Source organism: Halomonas elongata (assembly GCF_029081005.1).
GTDB classification, from domain to species: domain Bacteria; phylum Pseudomonadota; class Gammaproteobacteria; order Pseudomonadales; family Halomonadaceae; genus Halomonas; species Halomonas elongata_B.
In genome coordinates this window covers 49275-70368 of sequence record NZ_JAJQTQ010000014.1, presented here as the reverse complement: position 1 = coordinate 70368, position 21094 = coordinate 49275, and the positions used below count along the sequence as shown (strand labels likewise).

General features: G+C 64.7%; 18 protein-coding genes. 4 read left to right on the top strand and 14 right to left on the bottom strand.

Annotated features, from left to right (window positions below):
* Positions 1–9: 9 nt before the first annotated feature.
* Both LU493_RS11790 and LU493_RS11785 read right to left on the bottom strand, forming a co-directional pair.
* Complete coding sequence (locus tag LU493_RS11790) at positions 10–939, bottom strand: MerR family transcriptional regulator (protein WP_275287999.1); 930 nt, start codon at positions 937–939, stop codon at positions 10–12.
* An 82-nt stretch (positions 940–1021) separates the two neighbouring features.
* Complete coding sequence (locus LU493_RS11785; RefSeq protein ID WP_275287998.1) at positions 1022–1390, bottom strand: sirohydrochlorin chelatase; 369 nt, start codon at positions 1388–1390, stop codon at positions 1022–1024.
* Between the two features lie 285 nt (positions 1391–1675).
* Here LU493_RS11785 and LU493_RS11780 point away from each other — a divergent pair, with 285 nt between their 5' ends.
* Positions 1676–2584, top strand: coding sequence for a TIGR01777 family oxidoreductase (locus tag LU493_RS11780; RefSeq protein ID WP_275287997.1), 909 nt, complete (start codon positions 1676–1678; stop codon positions 2582–2584).
* Between the two features lie 46 nt (positions 2585–2630).
* Here the strand turns inward: LU493_RS11780 and LU493_RS11775 are convergent, their stop codons facing one another.
* The 3 genes from LU493_RS11775 to LU493_RS11765 form a co-directional block, all read right to left on the bottom strand.
* Entirely contained in the window at positions 2631–3104 is a 474-nt protein-coding gene (locus LU493_RS11775; RefSeq protein WP_275287996.1) for a nucleoside deaminase, read from the bottom strand.
* A 138-nt stretch (positions 3105–3242) separates the two neighbouring features.
* Positions 3243–6176, bottom strand: coding sequence for an RNA polymerase-associated protein RapA (rapA, locus tag LU493_RS11770; protein ID WP_275287995.1), 2934 nt, complete (start codon positions 6174–6176; stop codon positions 3243–3245).
* Positions 6177–6301: 125 nt separating this feature from the next.
* On the bottom strand, positions 6302–7102 hold the full coding sequence (locus LU493_RS11765) for a TlpA disulfide reductase family protein (protein WP_275287994.1): 801 nt from the start codon (positions 7100–7102) through the stop codon (positions 6302–6304).
* A 120-nt stretch (positions 7103–7222) separates the two neighbouring features.
* Here LU493_RS11765 and LU493_RS11760 point away from each other — a divergent pair, with 120 nt between their 5' ends.
* On the top strand, positions 7223–7438 hold the full coding sequence (locus LU493_RS11760) for a hypothetical protein (protein WP_275287993.1): 216 nt from the start codon (positions 7223–7225) through the stop codon (positions 7436–7438).
* Between the two features lie 22 nt (positions 7439–7460).
* On the opposite strand, the gene LU493_RS11755 is transcribed toward LU493_RS11760, so the two are convergent.
* From LU493_RS11755 to LU493_RS11740, 4 genes are all read right to left on the bottom strand, one after another.
* A complete protein-coding gene (locus tag LU493_RS11755; RefSeq protein WP_275287992.1) occupies positions 7461–8063 on the bottom strand; it encodes a LysE family translocator in 603 nt (200 codons plus the stop codon).
* A 12-nt stretch (positions 8064–8075) separates the two neighbouring features.
* A complete protein-coding gene (locus LU493_RS11750; RefSeq protein ID WP_275287991.1) occupies positions 8076–8906 on the bottom strand; it encodes a helix-turn-helix transcriptional regulator in 831 nt (276 codons plus the stop codon).
* Between the two features lie 147 nt (positions 8907–9053).
* Positions 9054–9869 carry a 2,5-didehydrogluconate reductase DkgB gene (dkgB, locus tag LU493_RS11745; RefSeq protein ID WP_275287990.1) on the bottom strand — a complete coding sequence of 272 codons (816 nt, stop codon included), beginning with the start codon at positions 9867–9869 and terminating at the stop codon, positions 9054–9056.
* 274 nt (positions 9870–10143) lie between these two features.
* Positions 10144–11112 carry a LysR family transcriptional regulator gene (locus LU493_RS11740; protein WP_275287989.1) on the bottom strand — a complete coding sequence of 323 codons (969 nt, stop codon included), beginning with the start codon at positions 11110–11112 and terminating at the stop codon, positions 10144–10146.
* 150 nt (positions 11113–11262) lie between these two features.
* Here LU493_RS11740 and LU493_RS11735 point away from each other — a divergent pair, with 150 nt between their 5' ends.
* Positions 11263–12606, top strand: a complete 1344-nt coding sequence (locus LU493_RS11735; RefSeq protein WP_275287988.1) for an aspartate aminotransferase family protein — start codon at positions 11263–11265, stop codon at positions 12604–12606.
* Positions 12607–12816: 210 nt separating this feature from the next.
* The gene (locus LU493_RS11730; protein WP_275287987.1) at positions 12817–14307 is read left to right on the top strand and encodes a CoA-acylating methylmalonate-semialdehyde dehydrogenase; all 1491 of its coding nucleotides are present in this window, start codon (positions 12817–12819) and stop codon (positions 14305–14307) included.
* A gap of 39 nt (positions 14308–14346) precedes the next feature.
* On the opposite strand, the gene LU493_RS11725 is transcribed toward LU493_RS11730, so the two are convergent.
* The 5 genes from LU493_RS11725 to LU493_RS11705 all read right to left on the bottom strand — a co-directional run bounded on the left by LU493_RS11725 (position 14347) and on the right by LU493_RS11705 (position 21023).
* Positions 14347–15114: a DUF3726 domain-containing protein gene (locus LU493_RS11725; protein ID WP_275287986.1), complete on the bottom strand. Its 768-nt coding sequence runs from the start codon at positions 15112–15114 to the stop codon at positions 14347–14349.
* 43 nt (positions 15115–15157) lie between these two features.
* A complete protein-coding gene (locus tag LU493_RS11720) occupies positions 15158–16894 on the bottom strand; it encodes a hypothetical protein (RefSeq protein WP_275287985.1) in 1737 nt (578 codons plus the stop codon).
* Positions 16887–18476 carry a BCCT family transporter gene (locus tag LU493_RS11715; protein WP_275287984.1) on the bottom strand — a complete coding sequence of 530 codons (1590 nt, stop codon included), beginning with the start codon at positions 18474–18476 and terminating at the stop codon, positions 16887–16889. The genes LU493_RS11720 and LU493_RS11715 overlap by 8 nt, the downstream gene beginning before the upstream one ends.
* Before the next feature lie 76 nt (positions 18477–18552).
* Positions 18553–19560: a dipeptidase gene (locus tag LU493_RS11710; protein ID WP_275287983.1), complete on the bottom strand. Its 1008-nt coding sequence runs from the start codon at positions 19558–19560 to the stop codon at positions 18553–18555.
* Between the two features lie 20 nt (positions 19561–19580).
* Positions 19581–21023, bottom strand: coding sequence for an aldehyde dehydrogenase family protein (locus LU493_RS11705; protein ID WP_275287982.1), 1443 nt, complete (start codon positions 21021–21023; stop codon positions 19581–19583).
* Positions 21024–21094 lie beyond the last annotated feature (71 nt).

Here is a 21094-nt window from a genome sequence, read left to right as displayed (position 1 = left end):
GGGCCTGGTTCAGGCCCCTTCGTGCGAGGTCTCGGCCAGCAGGGCATTCAGCCGTGACGCGGCGGCAGGGAGGTCATCGCCCAGGGTGGTGACTCGGGTTTCCGCGAGATCCGTTGCTCGAATGCGCGCGACCGGGCCGCACAGCACCAGGGGGACGCCCAACTGGTCGGCGAGGCGGGGCAGCTGGCGTCTCACCAGGTCGAGCTTCTCGGCCTTGCCGCTGGTCAACAGCAGGGCATCGGCACCGAGTCGTTCCACCGCCAGGTTCAATTCCTGGGGAGGGAGGGGGGCGTCCAGCAATTGAACACGATGGCCCTGTTCGCTGATCAGCAGCGCGGCCAGAAGGCCCCACAGGGGGCTGTCGGCCTCGGGTAGCGGGGCGATGAGAACATGGTACTGTCCGGCCTGCGGATTGGCATGGTAAAGACGAGTGCCTATACGGGTGCGCAGGAAGGTTTCCAGCGTCCGACGTTGCAGGGTGGCGCCCAAGCGGTCGTCCCAGCGCTCCTCCAGACTGTGGATGACCGGCTGCCAGAGCTTCTCGACGCAGACGTTGGCCGGGTAGAGCGCCAGGACCTGGTTGAACAAGTCGTCCAGTCGAGCGGTGTCCAGGGCCTCGATGGCGGCGATCAACTGCTGGCGCTGGCTTGCCCAGTCATCGACACCGGGGCGGGGGCTCGCCGGGGAGTCGGGTTGTTCGAGCAGCTCTCGTACCTGGCTGACCGGGACGCCACGATGCAGCCACTGGAGGATGCGTTCGACGCGCTCGATATCCTCGCGAGCATAGAGCCGATGCCCCTTGGGTGTACGATGGGGCCGCAAAAGGCCATAGCGGCGCTCCCAGGCCCGCAGGGTGACCGAGTTGACACCGGTCAGACGCGAGACCTCGCGAATCGGGTAACGGGGCGTGTCGCCCTGGGGATTCGCCTTGTCGCTCATGCGGGCCTCATGGTGTGGTGATGGATGACATGTAACTCCACGATTGTTGTACAAAATGGCTGTGATGTACAACGCGTCTGTCTTATTCCCCTGCGTGTTCGGCGATCACCGCCGCCAGTGCCTCGATGAAGTCGGGGTGCTCGCCTACCGGCGGCAACAGTGTCAGGGCGATGCCGGGATGCCGAGCGCCGAGGGCTTCTACCTGAGCCGGCACATCCTTGCGCAGGTGTCGACCGGCGGCGAAGAACAGCGGCAGGATCTCGGCGTGCTCGATGCCGGCATCGGCCAGTTCGGCGACGGTCGTTTCCAGCGAGGGCTCGCTGAGCTCCATGTAAGCCAGTCGCAACGGCGTGGTGAGCCGCTCGTCGAGCGCCTTGTAGACGCGCTCGAAGGGTTCCCGCCAGCGGGGGTCGCTCGAGCCGTGGGCCATCAGGATCAGGGCCTTTTTCATGATGGAATCTCCAGCGGGTAAGGGAAACATTGCTTAAATGCCTGCGCGTGCAAATCGCTGTGTTGCGCGGTGCTCGAAAGCTCGTCTAACTAACTGTTATGTCTCGCTTTCTGTGCTCCGTGCGCCTTGCGATTCACTACGCTCGCCAATTTATGCAGCGTTTCCTAAGGTCGTAACGAAAGGTGGAGCGTTTCGTGTCGAATACGATGCAAGCGTCACCGTGCCTCGCTAGACTAACAGAGGTGTACAAAGGCTGTATAACACACCGCCATCAAGGAGAGAGCCATGCGTGTATTGATCACCGGCGGTAGCGGGTTCGTGGGGCAGGCGCTCTGTCCGTTGCTGAAGGACAGTGGGCACCGGCCGATGGTCGTGTCGCGAACCCCCGAGCGCGTGCGCGAGCGCCTGCCGAGCGGCACCGATATCCGACGCTCGGCGCTCGACTTCGTCGACACGCCTCCGGATGCCATCGTCAACCTGGCGGGCGAGCCGATTGCCGCTCGGCGATGGAGCGAGACGCAGAAGGAGCGCCTGATCGATTCCCGGGTCAATATCACCCATGAACTGGTCACCCTGTGCGAGCAGTTATCGCAGACGGGAACGGCGCCCCGTGTGATGGTGTCGGGCTCGGCAATGGGCTTCTATGGCGATCAGGGCGATCGGGAGGTCGACGAAGAGACGCTGCCCCATGATGAATTCGCTCACCGCCTGTGTCGGCGATGGGAAGAGGCCGCCGGGGACGTGACGGAATACGGCACCCGACTGGCCATCCTGCGTATCGGGCTGGTGCTCGACCAGGGAGGCGGCACCCTGCAACGCATGTTGCCACCGTTCCGTCTCGGCCTGGGAGGCCGTTTCGGGCATGGGCGACAGTTCATGCCTTGGGTTCATCGCCAGGATCTGGTGCGGATGATCGTCTTCCTGCTCGAACACGAAGCCCACGAGGGCGTCTTCAATGGCAGTGCGCCGCAGCCGGTGACCAATGCCGAGTTCACGCGGCAACTGGCGCAGCACCTGAAACGGCCCACCTTGCTGCCCGTGCCGGCCTGGTTGCTGGAAAGCGTGTTCGGCGAAATGTCGCGGCTGTTGCTGACCGGTGCCGACATGCGGCCCCGGCGCTTCGAACAGGCGGGCTTCACCTTCCGCTTCCCGACCCTGGCCGAGGCGCTGGATGACATCATCGGGCGAGGGTGACGGCGTCATCCAGTGACATGGGAGAGATCTCCGTCGTGAAAGAGGGTCAGGTGTGGCAGCGCCGTTGCAGGGCCTTGACCTCGTCGTCCAGGCCGGGAGCCGGGCCATCGACCTCGATATCCGGCGCGATCTCCTGGATCGGCAGCGGCCGCACCGGCGGCGGGGTGATTCCCCATTCGTTCAGCCAGGCGGTGAGCTGCGCCGAGGAGCTGGCGTAGACGATACGTCCCAGACCGACCCAGGCGTGGGCGGCAGCGCACATCGGGCAATGTTCGCCGGAGGTGTAGACGGTGGTGGCGGCACGGGCGTCGGGGGGCAGGTGCTCGGCGGCCCAGCGCGCCAGGGCGAATTCCGGATGACGCGTCGAATCGCCACCGGCGATGCGGTTGCGATCCTCGGCCAGCACCTCGCCATCGGCGTCGACCAGCACGCTGCCGAAGGGCTCGTCGCCGTGGTCGAGCGCCTCGGTCGCCAGCGCCACACAACGGCGCAGGTGGGTCATGTCGGTATCGTCGAGCATGGCGGCCTCCTTCGGAATCTCGAGTGGAGCAGGAGTGATCGAATCAATATCAAGGATGCTCGTTGAGTTGTCGATCCGGACCTGACCGGACGTCACTGAGCGCCGTACCTGTGAGGTCCGGCGCTCGTGCCTTGCCGTCTAGCGGTCGTCCTGGTCCACGGTGACGATGACACGCACGGCGTCGAGGCGCAGCCGGGTGGCGTCGATGGCGGCATCCAGAGTGGCGCGTTCGTCGCGCAGGGCGGTCAGCTCGTCCTCGCGCACCGAAGGGTTGCGCTGCGCCAGGGCCTCCAGACGTGCCAGTTCGGCGTCGAGGGTAGTACGCATGCGGTCCTGGGCGGCCTCGACGATGCTCGGCAGTTCACGCTCGGCCTCGGTCTCGGCGCGGTCGAGCAATTCGCGCAGCTGGTCGTGGCGGCTCTTGATCAGGTCGCGAGCCACCGCCTTCTTGACCTTGTTCAGGTTCTTCGACAGGCCGCTGAAGGAGATCTTGTCGGTGAGATTGGCGCCGGACTCGTCCAGCAATACGCGAACCGCCGTGGGCGGCAGGAAGCGGTTGAGATGCAGCCGCTTGGGCGCCGGGCAATGGGTGCGGAAGACCAGCTCGGCCATCAGGCGGCCGCCGGGAATCGAGGGATGCTTGAGCAGTGCCAGGGCGGTGTTGCCCATGGAGCCCTCGAGGATGCGGGCCATCATCTCGCGGGTCAGCGGGTGTTCCCAGCTGAGATGCTGGACATCGTCGCGAGCCAGGGCCCGCTCCCGGGAGAAGGTCGCCGAGAAGCCTTCCTCGCCCTTGACCAGGCCGGGCAGGCCATCGAGCATCTGCGGGCTGGGTTGCAGGAGCTGGATATCGCCACCCAGGTCCTGGCTGTCGATGCCGAAGATGTCCAGGGCCTGGTCGATATAGCGGCGCAGGGCGCGATCGGTATCCAGCTCGTGGATCGACGAGGCGACCGCCTCGGCGCGCTCGTGACGGCAGGCGTTGAGCTCCAGCAGCCGGTTGCGGCCGGCGTCACGCTCGGCCAGCCGAGACGTGAAGAGACTCCGGGTCTCGTCGATGACTTCCTCGAGGGCGTCTTCATCGAGCAAGGCGTCGGCCAGGGCGTCGCCGAAGGCGGCGTAGATATCACTGCCGAGGCCATGGGGGGCACTGAAGGCGTCCATGCCGTCGCGGTACCAGCGCAGCAGGCGCTCGCCGGGACTGTTCGCGAACACCGGCACATGCAGTTCGATGGGATGCTGCTGGCCGATCCGGTCGAGGCGGCCGATGCGTTGCTCCAGCTGGTCGGGGTGCAGCGGCAGGTCGAACATCACCAGGTGATGGCAGAACTGGAAGTTGCGGCCTTCCGAGCCAATCTCCGAGCACACCAGCACCTGGCAGCCCTCTTCCTCATCGGCGAAGGCGGCCGCGGCCCGGTCGCGTTCCACCAGTGACAGTCCCTCGTGGAACACCGGGGCATGCATGCCGCCCAGCACGCGAAGCCCCTCGGACAGGCCGATGGCGGTCTCGCGATCATGGGCGATCACCAGCACCTTGTCGTCGCCGAGGTCGGTCAGGCGTTCGAGCAGCCAGGTCACCCGGGGATCGATCTGCCACCAGGGCTCGGCATTCAGGGGATCGTTGGCCAGCGCCTGGTACATGGTATCCAGGTAGACGAGCACCTCGGGGTGATCGAGGCCGCTCTCGATGAGCAATTCGTCCAGATAGTCCTCGTCGCGCTCGAGGCGACGCAGGACACGGCGGTAGGCGGCGGGTGGCTCGAGGTGCTCGACATGCAGGCGACGTTCGGGGAAGCCGCCGACGTGGCGCCGGCTGTTGCGGAACATCACCCGGCCGGTGCCATGGCGATCCAGCAACTGGTCGCGCAGCTGATCCCGGGCGGCATCGCGTTGTACCGCGTCGCTTTCCGTCGAAGACAGGGTCTGCAGCAGGGCCTGGCTGTCGCCTTCGTGGATGACCGCGGCGACCCGCTGCTGATCCTCTTCTCGACCGGGCAGGCGCTCCAGGGCGTCGATGGCCTCGGCGACCTCGATATAGTGGCGTTCCTCTTCCTGGAAGTCGGCCAGGCTGTGGTAACGATCCGGGTCGAGCAGGCGCAGCCGCGTGAAGTGGCTCTCCTGGCCCATCTGCTCGGGTGTGGCGGTCAGCAGCAGCATGCCGGGCACGCTGCCGGCGAGGCGTTCCACACAGGCATAACCGGGGCCGACCCGTTCCTCGGACCACTCCAGATGATGGGCCTCGTCGACGATCAGCAGGTCCCAGTCGCAGGCCTCGGCCTGGGACTGGCGGTGCGGGTCGGCGAACAGCCAGTCCTGGCTGGCCAGGATCAACTGGCCAGCCTCGAAGGGATTGGCGTCGCCATGGGCCTCGCACTGCTGCTCGTCCAGCAGGGTGACCTCCAGCGAGAAGCGGCGCAGCAACTCCACCAGCCACTGATGGGTAAGGCTGGCCGGCACCAGGATCAGCGCGCGTTCGGCGCGGCCGGTTAGCAGCAGTCGATGCAGAATCAGGCCGGCCTCGATGGTCTTGCCCAGCCCGACTTCATCGGCCAGCAGCACTCGCGGCGACGGCCGACGAGCGACCTCGTCGGCGATGTAGAGCTGGTGGGGAATCAGGTCGACACGGGGACCGGCCAGGCCCAGGGCGGGGTTCTGCTCGACGCGGTGATGGTGATGCAGAGTCCTGAAACGCAGGTCGAACCAGTCGTTGCGGTCGACCTGACCGGTCAGCAGGCGATCCCTGGCCTGATCGAACTGCATGGTATCGGCGAGCTTGGCCTCGGGCAGCTCGCAGAGCTCGCCCTGCTCACTCTCGCCGATATAGGTGATCAGGCCATGGGTTTCCTTGCTGTCGTCGACGGTCATGTGCCAGCCGTCGGCGGACTGGATACGGTCGCCGCTACCGAAGACCACGCGGGTCAGGGGAGCCTGCCGGTTGCTGTAGGTGCGGGTTTCCTGGCTGGCGCCGAAGAGGACGGTGACGCTGCGGTTATCGCAGTTGAGGATGGTGCCCAGGCCGAGTTCGGCCTCGCCGTCGCTGATCCAGCGTTGGCCGGGGGAAAAGTCGCTCATGGTGCCTCGGGATGCTAGGGATCATGTCTCGCGTCGCGGCCACGATGAATAGGACAGGGCCGCGAGATACAGGGCGCGGTATCTTACAGCAAAGCGGTCCATGGCTTAAGCCTCCCGAGTGGCGTTCAGCGCGACGCCAGCCAGTCGTCCAGGATGGCGCGGGTGAGCTCGCCGACATGCTGGGTCACGCCGCGGCCCTCGGCGTCGAACAGCAGGGTGGTGGGCAGCCCCGGCGACTCGCTCTCGACCATCAGGGCTTGTCGGGGGTCGAGCAGGGCATGCTCGAAGGCGAGGTCGTGATCATCGAGGTAGCGCACCACCGGCAGCAGGTCCTCGCCCTGGTTGACGACCACCACGGTGACGTCCTCGCGCTCGTCGACTTCGTCGAGCAGCGGCATCTCTCGCCGACAGGGCGGGCACCAGGTGGCCCAGAGGTTGATCAGCACCCTCTCACCGGTCAAGGATGCCAGCTCGACGCTTTCTCCCTCCAGGTTTTCCAGGGTGATGTCGGGCAACTGACGCAAGGCCATGCCGCCGCCCAGCGGTGCCAGTGCCGTCAGCGCCAGCCACAGCAGCGAGGCGCCGATCGTCAGCCCCGTGGCACCGAGCAGGGCGCCGATTCGGTCGCGCAGCGACCAGAGCGTCCAGGCCAGTGCCGCCAGCAGCCCGATCACGCCCTGGAAGCCGGGCTGCCAGAACTTGAGGATGTCCAGTGGCGCTTCGACATAGGCCGCCGGATGCAGGGCGATATGGCCGAGCCGGGCCGCCACCAGCCAGACGATGAGCAGGCCATTGAACCAGCGCACATGGCGTTGCCTGGGGAGCCCCAGCAGGAAGGCGCTGAGCGCCAGCAACACGAGGGTAACGGCGAGGGCGTAGAGGCGTGGCAGGGGGATCAGCACGGGCCCCAGGGCGATGGCATCCATGGCGTGGTTCGGGCTTCCGGGTCAAGGGTCGGCGCACCGCGCCGGACCGGTTACACTTGGCGGATTCGTTTCGCCAAGCCTACTGCCGGCAGGCGGGGCTGTCATCCAGCGGGAGCACTCATGGCAAAAACGGCCTTCGACACCCTCCGCGCCCTGGCCATCGCCAGCCAGGCCCTGGGCTTCATCCTCATCATCACCCTGGAAACCGTGATGGGCGATGCGGCGCGTGTCTGGCAGGGCTGGACCCTGGCGGGCATGGTGGTAGCCGCCCTGTGGATTGCCCTGGTGCGCCTTTATCGGCGCAACAAGGCGCGCAAGCAGCGCGACATGTCGTGAGGGCGATGCCCGGCGAGCCCTCTCAAGCGTTCAACGGCAGGTAGACATGCTCGTAGCCGATCGAGCCTGCCACGCCGATCAGCAGGACCGCCATGACCAGATTGAGAGTCTTGAAGACGCGCGGATTCCCGAGGCGTCGGCCGGCCAGGAAGCCCGCCAGGGCATAACTGCCGGGGGCGCCGGCGGCCAGCACCGCAAGGCCCAGAGAAGCGAACAGCAGTGCGGGCCCTTCGATGCCTGCATGAGGAAACTGGAGTGTCGCGATGGGCAGGGTGGCCAGCAGCCCCTTGGGGTTCATCAACTGCATGACCAGGCCATCGCGAAAGCGTAGTCGGGTGCCTCGGGACGTTCCGTCGATGCTGACGTCGGATCGCATGACCTTGAGGGCCAGATAGGCGATATAGGCGCATCCCAGGGCGCTGATCACCAGCAGGGCATCGCCGCGCACCCAGCGCGCACCCACCCAGCCGAACAGCAGCAACAACAGCAGCATGGCCGTGCCGACACCGGTGAAGAACCCCAGTGATGAGGTGAAGCGACCGTTCAGGCCGGAATTCAAGGCAAACAGGTTCACGGGCCCAGGCGTGTACATCACGCCAATGGCATAGGCGAGGATCTCGATCATGATGGGGTCCGGTCAGGCTGTGACGTTGCGCTGGTACTGTCTCGGCGTCATGCCGTAGATGCGCTTGAAGCGACGGTTGAAGTGGCTCAGGTCGGCGAAGCCGTAGCGGTCGACCACGTCGTTGAGCTCGTGGCCCGCATCGAGGGCCGTGCGGGCGGCGTTGATGCGACAGTTGAGCACGTACTGGTGCGGGGTGATGCCGAACTGTCGTCGGAACAGCCGCAGGAAATGATACTTGGAGAGGTGGGCCGCCTGGCTGATGTCCTCGAGGGAAAGGTCATGCTCGGAGTGGGCATGGATGAACGCCTTCGCCCACTCCAGCAACTTGTCGGTGCGCCCCGTGGACACTTCCTCATCCAGGTTGCCGGTCCGCTGGACCAGTCGGGCGGCGATCCGGTAGAGCGCGTACTCCTGGTCGATGCGGCTGCCCGTATCGGTATCGATTCGTCTGGCAAGGTCGAGGATCTCGCCACGCAGCGTACCGTCATGAATCAGCGTCTCGGCGGCACGAAAGTGGCTGGCGCCTTCCCGTCCCGCTGCGCTGGCGAACAGCGGCGCGAGTTGTGCCGGGTCGGCGTAGAGCATCACATAGTCGAGGGTAGCGTTGCCCCCGGCCTGGCCGTCGTGCACTTCATCCGGATTGAACTCGATGATGGTGCCCGGGCGGCTGCGGTGATACTCGCCGCCGCTGAAGAAGTCCTGGCGCCCGGCCAGGGTCACGCCGAAGGCATACTCCTCGTGGGCGTGGCGATCATAGCTGAAGTCGCTCATCGCGGCGCGCAGCATGGTGAGCCCTGGCACATGCCGGCTTCTGGTGAAGCGAAACTGGCTCTGTTGCGTCACGGTCGCACCTCCTCGGGCGGCGTCTGTGCCCTTTACGCCACCACTGTAGCGCCACTCGGCCGCCAGGGCTTGGACATAATTGCGCAGTTCACCTGGCAGCTTCACAGCCGGGAAACTGCCAGGCCGGGAAGGTGCAATGTGCGTGCGTTACTGGTCCCAGGCGGGGGCGATTTCGGGGTTGGCGATGCGTTCGCCGCGATCGAGAGTGGCGATCTCGGCCATTTCCTCGTCGCTCAGGGTGATGTCCAGGGCCTCGATATTGCGCTTGAGGTTGGTCTCCTTGGTGGAGGATGGGAAAGTGACGATGTCCAGCTGGTTCAGCCAGGCGATGGCCACCTGTGCCGGCGTGGCGTCATGGGCCTCGGCGATGCGCTGCAGGGTGGCATCTTCCATCACTTTGCCTACCGCCAGCGGCATGAAGGCCGTCACGGCAATGTCGTGGCTCTGGCAATGTGCCACCAGGTTGCGGTTCTGCAGGAAGGGGTGCACCTCGATCTGGTTAGTCAGCAGGGTGCCGGCACCGAGGATGTCCATGGCCTGGTCGATCTGTGCCCGGGTGAAATTGGAAACGCCGATATGACGAGTCTTGCCGGCCCGCTGGACCTCGCTCAGGGCCGTCAGGTAGTCGGCCATCGGCACCTCGTCGCCGGGCGAGGGCCAGTGGATCAGCAGCAGATCGACGTACTCGGTGCCGAGCTTCTCGAGGCTCTCGTCGACACTGGCCTTGAAATCGGTCGGCTGCAGCCGGTCGAACCAGACCTTGGTGGTCAGGAAGATGTCCTCGCGGGGCACCTCGCTCGCGGCAATGGCGGCGCCGACGTCGGCCTCGTTGTCATAGAACTGGGCCGTGTCGATATGGCGATAGCCCAGCTTCAGGGCGGTATCGATGACGCGACGCACGGTGTCGCCTTCCAGGCGATAGGTGCCGAGGCCGGGATTGGGGAGGGGTTGTTGGCTGCTCATGTTCGCTCCGTGCTGTGGGATGTCGACTCGTGGGTGGCGACACCCGGGTAGCGACGATGCCTGGGGGCACCGACGCTATGGTTGATGTGCTGACAGATTATGTGATTTACGGTTTGCTTGCGTACTTTTACCAATGTGGGTCGGGTGTTTCGGCACATCAAGGGGCAAAAGACGTAGTTTTCATACATTCAGCGGCCTGCTTGGGACCATGCCGACGTCTTGGCGTTTGTCCAGCGCACCCGACCAGCGGGTCGCGATAGGGCCAGGATGACGATCAGTGCGACTCGTTTGAGGCTGTCGTCCGGTCTCCATGCTGCGCATCTGATTGTCGTGACAGACGTTCCAGTTCCTCGAGGTAGCTCTCCAGTACCAGGTTGGGCGGGGCTCCCTTGCGGGTGATGGCACTGTAGTGGGTGAGGTAGTGATACTGCCGAGGATTCAGGGCACGCATTCGGCCGTCGCGTACCCAACGTTCGGCGTAGTGGGTCGGCAGGTAGCCAAGGTAACGGCCGGAAAGGATCAGAAAGGCGATGCCTTCACGGTCGGTGGCCGAAGCGGCGGCCTTGAGGGGTTCGTGAAGCGCCTTGACATCCGGTGTCTGGGCATAGGCGGGCACGATGGCATCGCACCGTGCCAATTGTGCCTCGGTCACGTGCTCTGTCTCGAAGAGAGGGTGCCCCGAGGCACAGTAGAGCTGCGAGGCTTCCTGATAGAGCGAGCGATACTGCAACCCCGGCAGGGGCTTGAGCGTCGGAATCACGCCGGTATGCAGTCGTCCATCCAGCACGGCCAGTTCGATGTCGTTGGGCGGTATCATGCGGATATTGATGCGCACGTCAGGACCGCGCTCCTTGAGTGCACTCAGGGCGTCGGTGATCAGCATCTCGGGCATGGTCACGAGGTTGTCGGTGATGCCGATGTTGAGCTCGCCCTTGAGACGGGCATGCAGGCCATTGACCCGGGTGCGGAAGCCTTCCACCGAGGCCAGGAGCTGCAGGGTGGCCTCATACACCTCGGTGCCCTCGTCGGTCAGGGCGAAACCGCCGCGCCCCCGTTGGCACAGGCGCAGGCCGAAGCGTGTTTCCAGGTCGTTCATGGCCATGCTGATGGCGGCGCGGCTGATGTTCAGCTCCACTTCCGCGGCGGAAAACCCGCCACATTCCACGACTTTGCGATAGATCCTCAGCAGGCGAAGGTCGGCATCACTCACTTGACCACCCAGCGCCTCTTTACGGCGTGACATCGTTTCCTGCTCCTCGACTAGCAACGGGGCTGCTTAAAGTTAACTCATGGCTTACGGGAAATTAAATATATCTAGGTTTAATTGATCATTAGGCAGGACTAGCCTGCTTGGCAGAACCTCCATCAAGGTGACTCACGAGAGGGTGTCGTCATGTCGGATCAAAACCTTGCCCGGACCGCCGGGCTGAGCCCGGAGCAACTGGATGCCTACTGGATGCCCTACACGGGCAATCGCCAGTTCAAGCGCGACCCGCGTATCATCGTCGGCGCCGAGGGCAGTTACCTGACGGATGCCGAGGGGCGACGCATCTACGATGGCCTCTCCGGTCTCTGGACCTGCGGTGCCGGCCACTGTCGCCCGGAAATCACCGAGGCGGTCAGCCGCCAGCTTGGCGAGCTGGACTATTCTCCGGCCTTCCAGTTCGGTCATCCCAAGGCCTTCGAACTGGCGCATCGCCTTCGAGGACTGACCCCCGCCGGTCTGGATCATGTCTTTTTCACCGGCTCCGGTTCCGAGAGTGCCGATACGTCTTTGAAGATCGCGCGGGCCTACTGGCGCAAGAAGGGCAAGCCGAGCAAGACCAAGCTGATCGGGCGTGCCAAGGGCTACCATGGCGTCAACTTCGGGGGCATCAGCCTGGGGGGCATCGGGGCCAATCGCGTGCTCTTCGGCCAGGGGGTCGATGCCGACCATCTGCCCCATACGCTGCTGAAGGACAATGCCTTCACGCGAGGCATGCCCGAGCGCGGTGCCGACCAGGCCGATGAGCTGCTGGAACTGATCGCTCTGCACGATGCTTCCAATATCGCCGCGGTGATCGTCGAACCACTGGCCGGCTCGGCCGGGGTGATTCCACCGCCCAAGGGCTACCTCGAGCGTCTGCGCGAGATCTGCGACCAGCACGACATCCTGTTGATCTTCGACGAGGTCATCACCGGCTTCGGCCGCATGGGGTCGATGACCGGCGCCGAGGAGTTCGGCGTGGTGCCGGATATCCTCAACGTCGCCAAGCAGTTGACCAATGGCGCCGTGCCCATGGGCGGGGTCATCGTGCGCGACGAGATCTATCAGACCTTCATGGAGCAGGGCGGCCCCGACTACATGCTCGAGCTGCCCCATGGCTATACCTATTCGGGTCATCCGGTGGCCTGCGCCGCCGCCATGGCCGCGCTGGACGTGCTCGAGAACGACCGCCTGATCGAGCGCGTTCGCGAGATGAGCCCGGTCTTCGAAGAGGCGCTGCACGGCCTCAAGGGGGCGCGTTATGTCAGCGACATCCGCAACTACGGTCTTGCCGGCGCCCTGCAGATCGAGCCCTATCCCGGCGAACCGGCACGACGCCCCTTCGAGATCGCCATGAAGTGCTGGGAGAAAGGCTTCTATGTGCGCTATGGCGGCGACACCATCCAGCTCGGCCTGCCGTTCATCGTCGAGCGCGAGGAAATCGACCGGCTTATCAACGCACTGGGCGACGCGCTCGGTGAGCTGGACTGAACGGCACAGTCGTGGTGGAAAACGAGGGGCGCCGGGGACGGGGCGGAGAGGAGGTCTTTTGCCATGGATGGCAAAAGTAGCCCCCATGGAAGGGTTCACGGCGCCTCCTCGCAGTCCCGTCGACGGATCAGCCCCGAGTACTCCGTCAATGCCGACCACATTACAGGGCTAATAAGCTCAATCTGTAACACTCCCTCAGAGAGGATACACATGACCACACTCGGCCATCTGATCAACGGCTCACGCGTCGCCGGTGAAGGGCGCACTCAGGATATCTTCAATCCCTCCACCGGCGAGATCGGCGGCCAGGTGAGCCTGGCCAGCAAGGCCACCGTCGAGGATGCCATCGCTGCCGCCGAGGCCGCCTATCCGGCCTGGAGCAGCACGCCGCCCGCCAAGCGCGCTCGCGTGATGTTCAACTTCAAGCAGCTGCTGGAGCAGAACGCCGACGAGATCGCCCGGCTGATCGGCCAGGAGCACGGCAAGATCGTCCACGATGCCAAGGGCGAACTGCAGCGCGGCATCGAGAACGTCGAATATGCCTGCGGCGCGCCGCAACTGCTCAAGGGCGAGCACAGCAAGAACGTCGGTCCCAACATCGACTCCTGGAGCGAATTCCAGCCGCTGGGCGTGGTCGCCGGCATCACGCCGTTCAACTTCCCGGCGATGGTACCGCTGTGGATGTATCCGATGGCCATCGCCTGCGGCAACACCTTCGTGCTCAAGCCCTCCGAACGCGACCCGACCTCGGCGCTCTATATCGCCGAGCTGGCGCTCGAGGCGGGGCTGCCCGCCGGTGTGCTCAACGTCGTCAATGGTGACAAGGAAGCCGTCGACACCCTACTCGACGATGCCCGCGTGCAGGCCGTCAGCTTCGTCGGCTCCACACCGATCGCCGAAACCATCTACCAGCGTGCCAGTGCCAACGGCAAGCGCTGCCAGGCCCTGGGCGGCGCCAAGAACCATGCCATCGTGATGCCCGATGCTGACATGGATAATGTGGTCAATTCCCTGACCGGGGCCGCCTTCGGCTCCTCCGGCGAACGCTGCATGGCGCTGTCGGTGGCCGTGGCCGTGGGCGACGAGGCGGCCGACGCCATGATCGGCAAGATGCAGGAGCAGATGACGTCCCTCAAGGTCGGCCCCTTCCACGACGCCGAGAACGACTTCGGCCCGGTGATCACCAGGGCCCATCAGGAGAAGGTCTGCGGCTATATCGACAGTGCCGAGCAGCAGGGCGCCAGGATCGTGGTCGATGGTCGTGGCGTGCAGGTACCCGGCCATGAGGACGGCTTCTACGTGGGCGGCACCCTGATCGACAACGTCACCCCCGAGATGACCTGCTACCAGGAAGAAATCTTCGGCCCGGTGCTGCTGGTGGTGCGCGTCGACTCCATGGAAGATGCCATGCAGTTGATCGACGATCACGAGTACGGCAATGGCACCTGCATCTACACCCGCGACGGTGAAGCGGCGCGTTACTTCAGCGACCGCATTCAGGTCGGCATGGTCGGCATCAATGTGCCGCTGCCGGTGCCGGTCTCCTACCACAGCTTCGGTGGCTGGAAGCGCTCGCTGTTCGGCTACCTCGCCGCCTACGGCCCGGATGCCGTGCGGTTCTACACCAAGCGCAAGACCGTTACCCAGCGCTGGCCATCGGCCGGGGTGCGAGAAGGCGCGCAGTTCTCCTTCCCGTCTTGATATGAGTACCGCTCCGCCTGTTGAGCGGGGCATTGTGACTCAGTCGTTGTCCTGATAACTGGCGCCGGCGCCTTCCCGCGAGGCGTCGGTGGCTTCCACCAGCATGCGGCTGGCCAGGTGCTTGAGGCGCGCCCAGACGGTTTCATCCACCTCGATGCCTTCCGTCAGGGATTGATGGCGGCTGGCCAGCAGGGTGGATTCGTCGTGGTGAGCCAGCAGGTCGTACCGATAGTCCGAGCGCATGGCCGGCAGCAAGTCGACATGGTTGGCCATGACAATGGTGATGGCATTGTTGGGTTCGTTCTCTTCCGGTATTTCCTGCACGGCATAGACGCGGATCTCCGGGACCGCACTGTTGGCGCGAAAGCCGACGACCTGTTCGGTCAGCGGTTGTTGGGCGTTGCGCCAGAAGGCGGTGACGTTCATGCCGCGTCCGGCCAGTCGTGCCAGGTAGCCCATGATCAACTGGCGGTTGTGACAGTGGCGAACCTTGATGACCGCCAAGCCGCGTGCCCGTGCCTTGGCGAAGCCGAGCTCCAGCGACAGGGTGGAACTGCGCAGCACGCTCTGGCCATGACCGTCGATGACCGCCAGGTCGCCATCCTGATAGAGCACGCTGGGCAGGTCATCGGGGTCATCCTCGAGCAGGAAGTCGAGGCCGCGACTGAGGGCGGCCAGGCCGCCGAGACCGAAACACTGCATCCAGGCGACCATGTCCGCCGCGTCGGCGGCGTCGCCTTCCTCGAAGCCCATGCCGATGAAGGCTTTGAGGCACAGGCCCTGCAGCTCGTTGTAGGATGCCTTCATGTTGGTTCCCCTGCAGAGTGGTCTATCCGTTTGCGGGCCCGTGTCAGCGGGCCATGGCGGTCTCTCCCGGTGACTCGGGTTCCAGCGGGAAGCTCCAGTCATCGAAGTCCTGGAGGTCGTGGGACTCGGCATTCAGCTCCTCGACCAGGGGAGCGCCCTGAAACAGGGTGATGCGCACCCAGCGGTCCGACTTGGGGTCGAAGCGGCTGGCGCCGAAGAACGACAGCTTGGTACGCAGCAGATGCATGGGCTTCATGTCGCGATGCCAGAGGTTGGCGCGAATCTCGCCGTAGGCCGTATCCACCATGGTCTGGATGCGACGCACGATATCCTTGTGACGCGGATGGGCGATCAGGAACTCGACCACCAGCGCCCGGGGGTTGGCCTCGAGAAACTCGCTCAACACGCCATGGGTGTGCTGTACCCGCGGGGCAATGGCCAGATGAAGCTCCTTCTCGGCACCCGGCTCCTGGTCGCGCACGCCCAGCCGGGGTTCTTCCTTTTCCACCGAGCGATACCAGAACCAGTAGCGGGCTTCCGGGGTCTTGAAGTCCTCGTTCAGGGCCCAGTCGTAGCGGGTCTCGATCAACTGCTTGAGTCGCACCAGGGGCATGTCCGGGGTCATTTCCAGGCGCTCGATGACGCCCATCTGGTCTTCCAGATAGTCGACCCGCTCCGGGTAGAGTTCGATCAGTAGCGTATGAATCAGCTCCTGGGTCTCGAACGGTAAAGTGCGAGCACTCCAGGCGGTCAGCTGTTGCCAGAGGTCGTCCTCCAGCGGCATTTCTTCGAGCCAGGCGATGACTTGCGGCAGGGCCGCCACGGTCTGTGCATTGCGCACGCCCTGTTCGGTGTCTTCGGTGACGGTCTGCTTGAAATGTCGCATGGCGCGCCGCGTCAGTACCAGGAGTCGCTGGCGCCGGTTTTCATCCGGGGCCTGGCGCAAGGCGGTCATCAGGGCGCTTTCGCGGCAGGTCACCCACTGCTGGACCAACTGCGGGTGATTGATCAGGAAGGGGGCCATGCCGAGCCCGGTGGAGTTGCCGATGCCCAGGTAGCGACGCAGTTCGCTGGCCAAGGGCACGGCGTCGCCGGGGGCCTGGTGACAGGCAATATGCTCGACCTGCTGAATGGAGAAATGACGCAGCAGGTAGACCGCCATCATCTGCGCCGAGAAGGGGCGATGGAAGTCGGCGTTGTTCTGCAGGCGCACGAAGTCGGCGATGCCGAACTTGCCATTGCCGTAGACGGCGGTGGTCCGGTAGAGATAGCCGACTCGCGTGATCTGGCCGGGGTCGGGCTGGCGGCCGCTGGACAGGGCGTCGACGAAATGCGCGAAATTGCGCAGGCTGCGATTGGCGCGTGACAGCACCAGCAGGCGCGGGTGCTGCCGGCCGGCTTCCTGCAGAGGCACATTGGCGGCCATTTGCTCGAGCAGCCCCTCGTCCACATCGCCTTCCACCAGGCCGAAGGTCACGTCCCAGGCCTGGGCGATAACCCGATCGGAGCGCTGTTCGGGCTCCAGGTGCTGGGAGAAGATCACGCCGTGGTAGCGGCCCTGAGGTGTCTGCAGACGGTAGATGGCCACGCCATGACCGGCTGCATCCAGATCGAAACGCGCGCAGCTCACCTGCCAGCGCTGGCGCGCCATCTGGCGCACCAGGCTGCGCACGAAGCTCAGACGGCTGGCATGCAGGCTGCCCAGACGCTCGAGTGTCATCGCTTCGTCGGCAGGGCGCAGCGCCACCGGGGTGGCGCCGTGAGTGGTGACGTCAAGCATGGTCATGGTCCAGCACGCGTCGAGTGGAAAGGCCCTGAGCCCTCGCCATGGCATAGGCGGCCTGTGGCCCGGTCCACAGGGAGGGCAGCAGTACCAGGGAGACGGGAATGGCGGTAAGCACGATGAACTGCTGCAGCACGCTGATCTGGCCGGCTCCCATGTACAGCAGGATGCCCGCCATGAGCGCCATGGCGATGCCCCAGAAAGCGCGTACCAGGGCATTGGGTTCATCATGCCCGGAGCCTACGACGGCAATCGCATAGCTCATGGAGTCGCCGGTGGTAGCCACGAAGATGGTCGTCAGCAGCAGAATCGCCAGGGCCATGACGGTACCACCGGGCAGGGCCTGGGCCACGGTCAGGGTGGCGACATCGAACTGGAAGTTGTTCAGTGCCTCGGTGAGGTCGATGGCGCCGGTGAGCTGGTAATGAATCCCCGAGCCGCCCAGCAGGGTGAACCAGACCGTGGTGGCGATCGGGGCCATGACCGCCACGGCCAGGATCATCTGGCGGATGGTGCGGCCACGCGAGATGCGCGCCACGAAGATGGCCATCAGCGGACCATAGCCGATGAACCAGGCGAAGAAGAACACTGTCCACCATTGCATCCACCAGGCCGGCGCGGTCTCGGCGGTCATGGTGGCCATGGTGAAGAAGGACGTCAGATAGGTACCGAAGCCCTGGGTGAAGGCATTGGTCAGGAAGAGTGTGGGCCCGAACACGAAGATGACCGCGGCGATGGCCAGGGCCAGGAAGACATTGAAGCGGCTGAGGATCTGGATGCCTCGCTGAATGCCGGTCATGGCCGAAGTGACATAGATCGTGGCCAGGGCGGCCAGCACGATCAACTGGGTGGCGAAGCCTTCCGCCATGCCGAACAGGTCATGCAGGCCGAAGCTGACCTGGGTGGCCAGAAAGCCGATGGGGCCGACGGTGCCGGCGACCACGGCGATCACGCACAGCGCATCGATCACGCCACCGAACCAGCCGCTCATGATGCGTTCGCCCAGCACCGGATAGAGCAGGGTGCGCGGCTGCAGCGGCTGCCCCTTGTCATAATGGGCATGGGCCAGCACCACGGCGGTCAGCGAGCCGAGCACGGCCCAGGCCAGAAAACCCCAGTGCATGAACGACTGGGCCAGGGCGCCGGCGACGGCCTCGGGGGTGCCGGCCTCGGTGGAGAAGGCCGGCGGCGTGACCACGAAGTGATAGACCGGCTCGCCGGCGGCGAAGAAGACGCCACCGCCGGCCAGCAGGGTACACATGATGATCGAGAGCCACTTGAAGGTGCTCAGTTCGGGCTTGTCGAGATTGCCGATCTTGGCGCTGGCCGCCGGCGCGAAGGCCACGCCCATGGCCACGAAGAAGGTGATCAGCAGCAGCAACTGGAAGTAGGCGCCCAGGGTACGCGCCGTCCAGGCGAAGCCGTTGCCGATGGCGTTGGCGACCATCTCGATGTCATACAGTGACAGGCCGACGAACAGCAGAATGAAGCCGATGCTGAGTGTCAGCACGATGGGGTCGCCCAGCCGGCATGGCGAGGCGGACGTGGTGTCGTGAGTCTTGGCGTTGTCTCGTGTCATCTTCGTTGCCCTTTGCTGTCGGGCCTGGGCCCTTGTTGTTGTCAGTCAAGCAGGCGATGTTCTGTGGTCGGAGCTGTCAGGCCACGGCCCCGGCCGTCGAGGCGGGGACCGCGGTACCTTGCAGCAGCTCCAGCCAGTTCTGCCCCATGATGCGATCGATCGATGCCTCATCGAAGCCACGCCGGCGCAGTCCGTCGATCAGGTTGGGGAAGTCGCGATTGTCGCGCAGCCAGGCCAGCGGCTCGGGCCAGCCGGCGTTGTGCTGGCTGCCTTCGCCGTAGTCCATGTCGCGCGACCAGCGGCCGTTGCGCATCCATTCCAGCACCGAGGTGGGTTGCCCCTGGCACAGGTCGGTGCCGATGCCGAGGTGCTCGATACCCATCAGGTCGGCGGTGCGCGCGATCATGTCGCAATAGTCCTCGAGGCTGCAGTCCGGCCCGTTCTTCAGGTGGAAGGGGTAGGCCGAAAAGCCGAGCAGGCCGCCCGACTCGGCAATCGCCTCGAGCACCCGGTCCGACTTGTTGCGCTTGGCGTCGCGAAAGAAGCTCGGGTTGGCGTGGGAGATGATGACCGGTTGCTCGGAGAGCTCCACGGCCTCCAGGGTCGAGCGTTCGGCACTGTGCGACATGTCGATGATCATGCCCACGCGGTTCATCTCGCGGATGACCTGGCGGCCGAAGCGGGTGATGCCGCTGTCGTCACTCTCGTAGCAGCCACAGGCCAGCAGGCTCTGGTTGTTGTAGGTCAGCTGCATGATCAGCAGCCCCAGGTCGCGCATCAGCGCGACCATGTCGATGTCATCCTCGATGGGCGAGCAGTTCTGGGCGCCGAAGAAGATACCCACCTTGCCCGCCTGACGCGCCCGCTCGATATCACCGGCCTCGCGGACCGGCATGATGAGGTCATCATGCGCCTCGAAGCGGCGGTTCCATTCGCCCATGCGCAGCAGGGTTTCCCGAATGTTCTCGTGGTACACCAGGGTCGCGTGGACGGCGTCCACACCGCCCTCGCGCATCTGCTCGAAAATTTCCCGCGACCAGTTGGAGTACTGCAGGCCGTCGATGATCAGTCTTTCCTGCGACATGTTGGCCTCCTCGGAGCGGTTTATTGCAGCTTGACGTAGCTGGTCTTGACCACGGTGTAGAACTCGCGGGCATAGCGACCCTGCTCGCGGGGGCCGAAGCTGGAGTTCTTGCGGCCGCCGAAGGGCACATGGTAGTCCGTGCCGGCGGTGGCCAGGTTGACCATCACACAACCGGTCTCGGCGCGGGCCTTGAAGTCGTTGGCCAGCTTGAGGGAGTCGGTGATGATGCCCGCGGTGAGGCCGAACTGGGTGTCATTCAGGGTGTTGATGGCCTCTTCGTAATCGCGCACCTTGATCACGCTGGCAATCGGCCCGAAGACTTCTTCACGATTGACCGCCATGTCATTGGTGGTCTCGGTGAACAGGGTCGGCGCCATGAAATAGCCGTCGGTGTCGCATTCGACGCGCTCGCCGCCGAAGGCCAGGTAGGCGCCATCCTGCTGAGCGCGGGATACCCAGGCCAGATTCGACTCCAACTGGCGGGCATCCACCGCCGGGCCCATCTGCACGCCGTCTTCCAGCGCATGGCCGACGCGAATGGTCTTCAATTTGGCGACCAGCTTCTCGACGAAAGCATCATGCACCGTCTCGGTGACGATCAGCCGCGAGGAGGCCGTGCACTTCTGCCCCGTGCCGGAATAGGCGCCGGCATAGGCGGCTTCTACGGCCAGGTCCAGATCGGCATCGTCGGCCACGATCAGGGCATTCTTGGAGCCCATCTCCAGCTGGCACTTGACCAGGTTGCCGGCAGTGGCGGCGGCCACGCGGCGGCCCACGTCCAGCGAGCCGGTAAAGCTCAGGGCGTGAATGTGGGGACTGGAGATCAGGGCATCGCCGACGCTGCTGCCGGCGCCCATCAGCAGATTGAAGGTACCGGCGGGCAGGGTCTGGCGGCTGATGATTTCGGTCAGTGCCCAGGCGCTGGCCGGCACCAGGTTGGCCGGCTTGAAGATCACCGCATTGCCGAACGCCAGGGCCGGCGCGATCTTCCATACGGCGGTGGCCATGGGAAAGTTCCAGGGGCTGATGATGCCGACGATGCCCACTGGCTCGCGGCGGGTATCCACCTCGATGCCCGGGCGTACGGAGTCGACCCGTTCGTCGATCTGGCGCAGCACCTCGGCCGCGTAGTAATGGAAGAACTGCCCGGAGCGGTAGACCTCGCCGACCCCCTCTGCGAGCGTCTTACCTTCCTCTCTGGCCAGCAGGCGACCCAGTTCATCCTTGCGCGCGATCAGCTCGTCGCCGATGGCCATCAGCACGCTGTAGCGCTGCTCCAGACCGCTCTGGCGCCACTCGGCCAGCCCTTGCTGTGCCGCGCTGATGGACTCGCCGACCTGCTCGACACTGGCCTGTGCATAGTGGCCGATGATGTCGGTAGTGTCGGACGGGTTAACGTTGGCAATGCTGTCTTGGCCTTCAATCCAGGCGTCGTTGATGAAGAGAGCGTGAAGGTGAGACATGGAAACCTCCTTATAGACGTTGCCGTCATGCTAAGGAAGTGCTCAAGATAAGAATAATCAATAATAAAAAT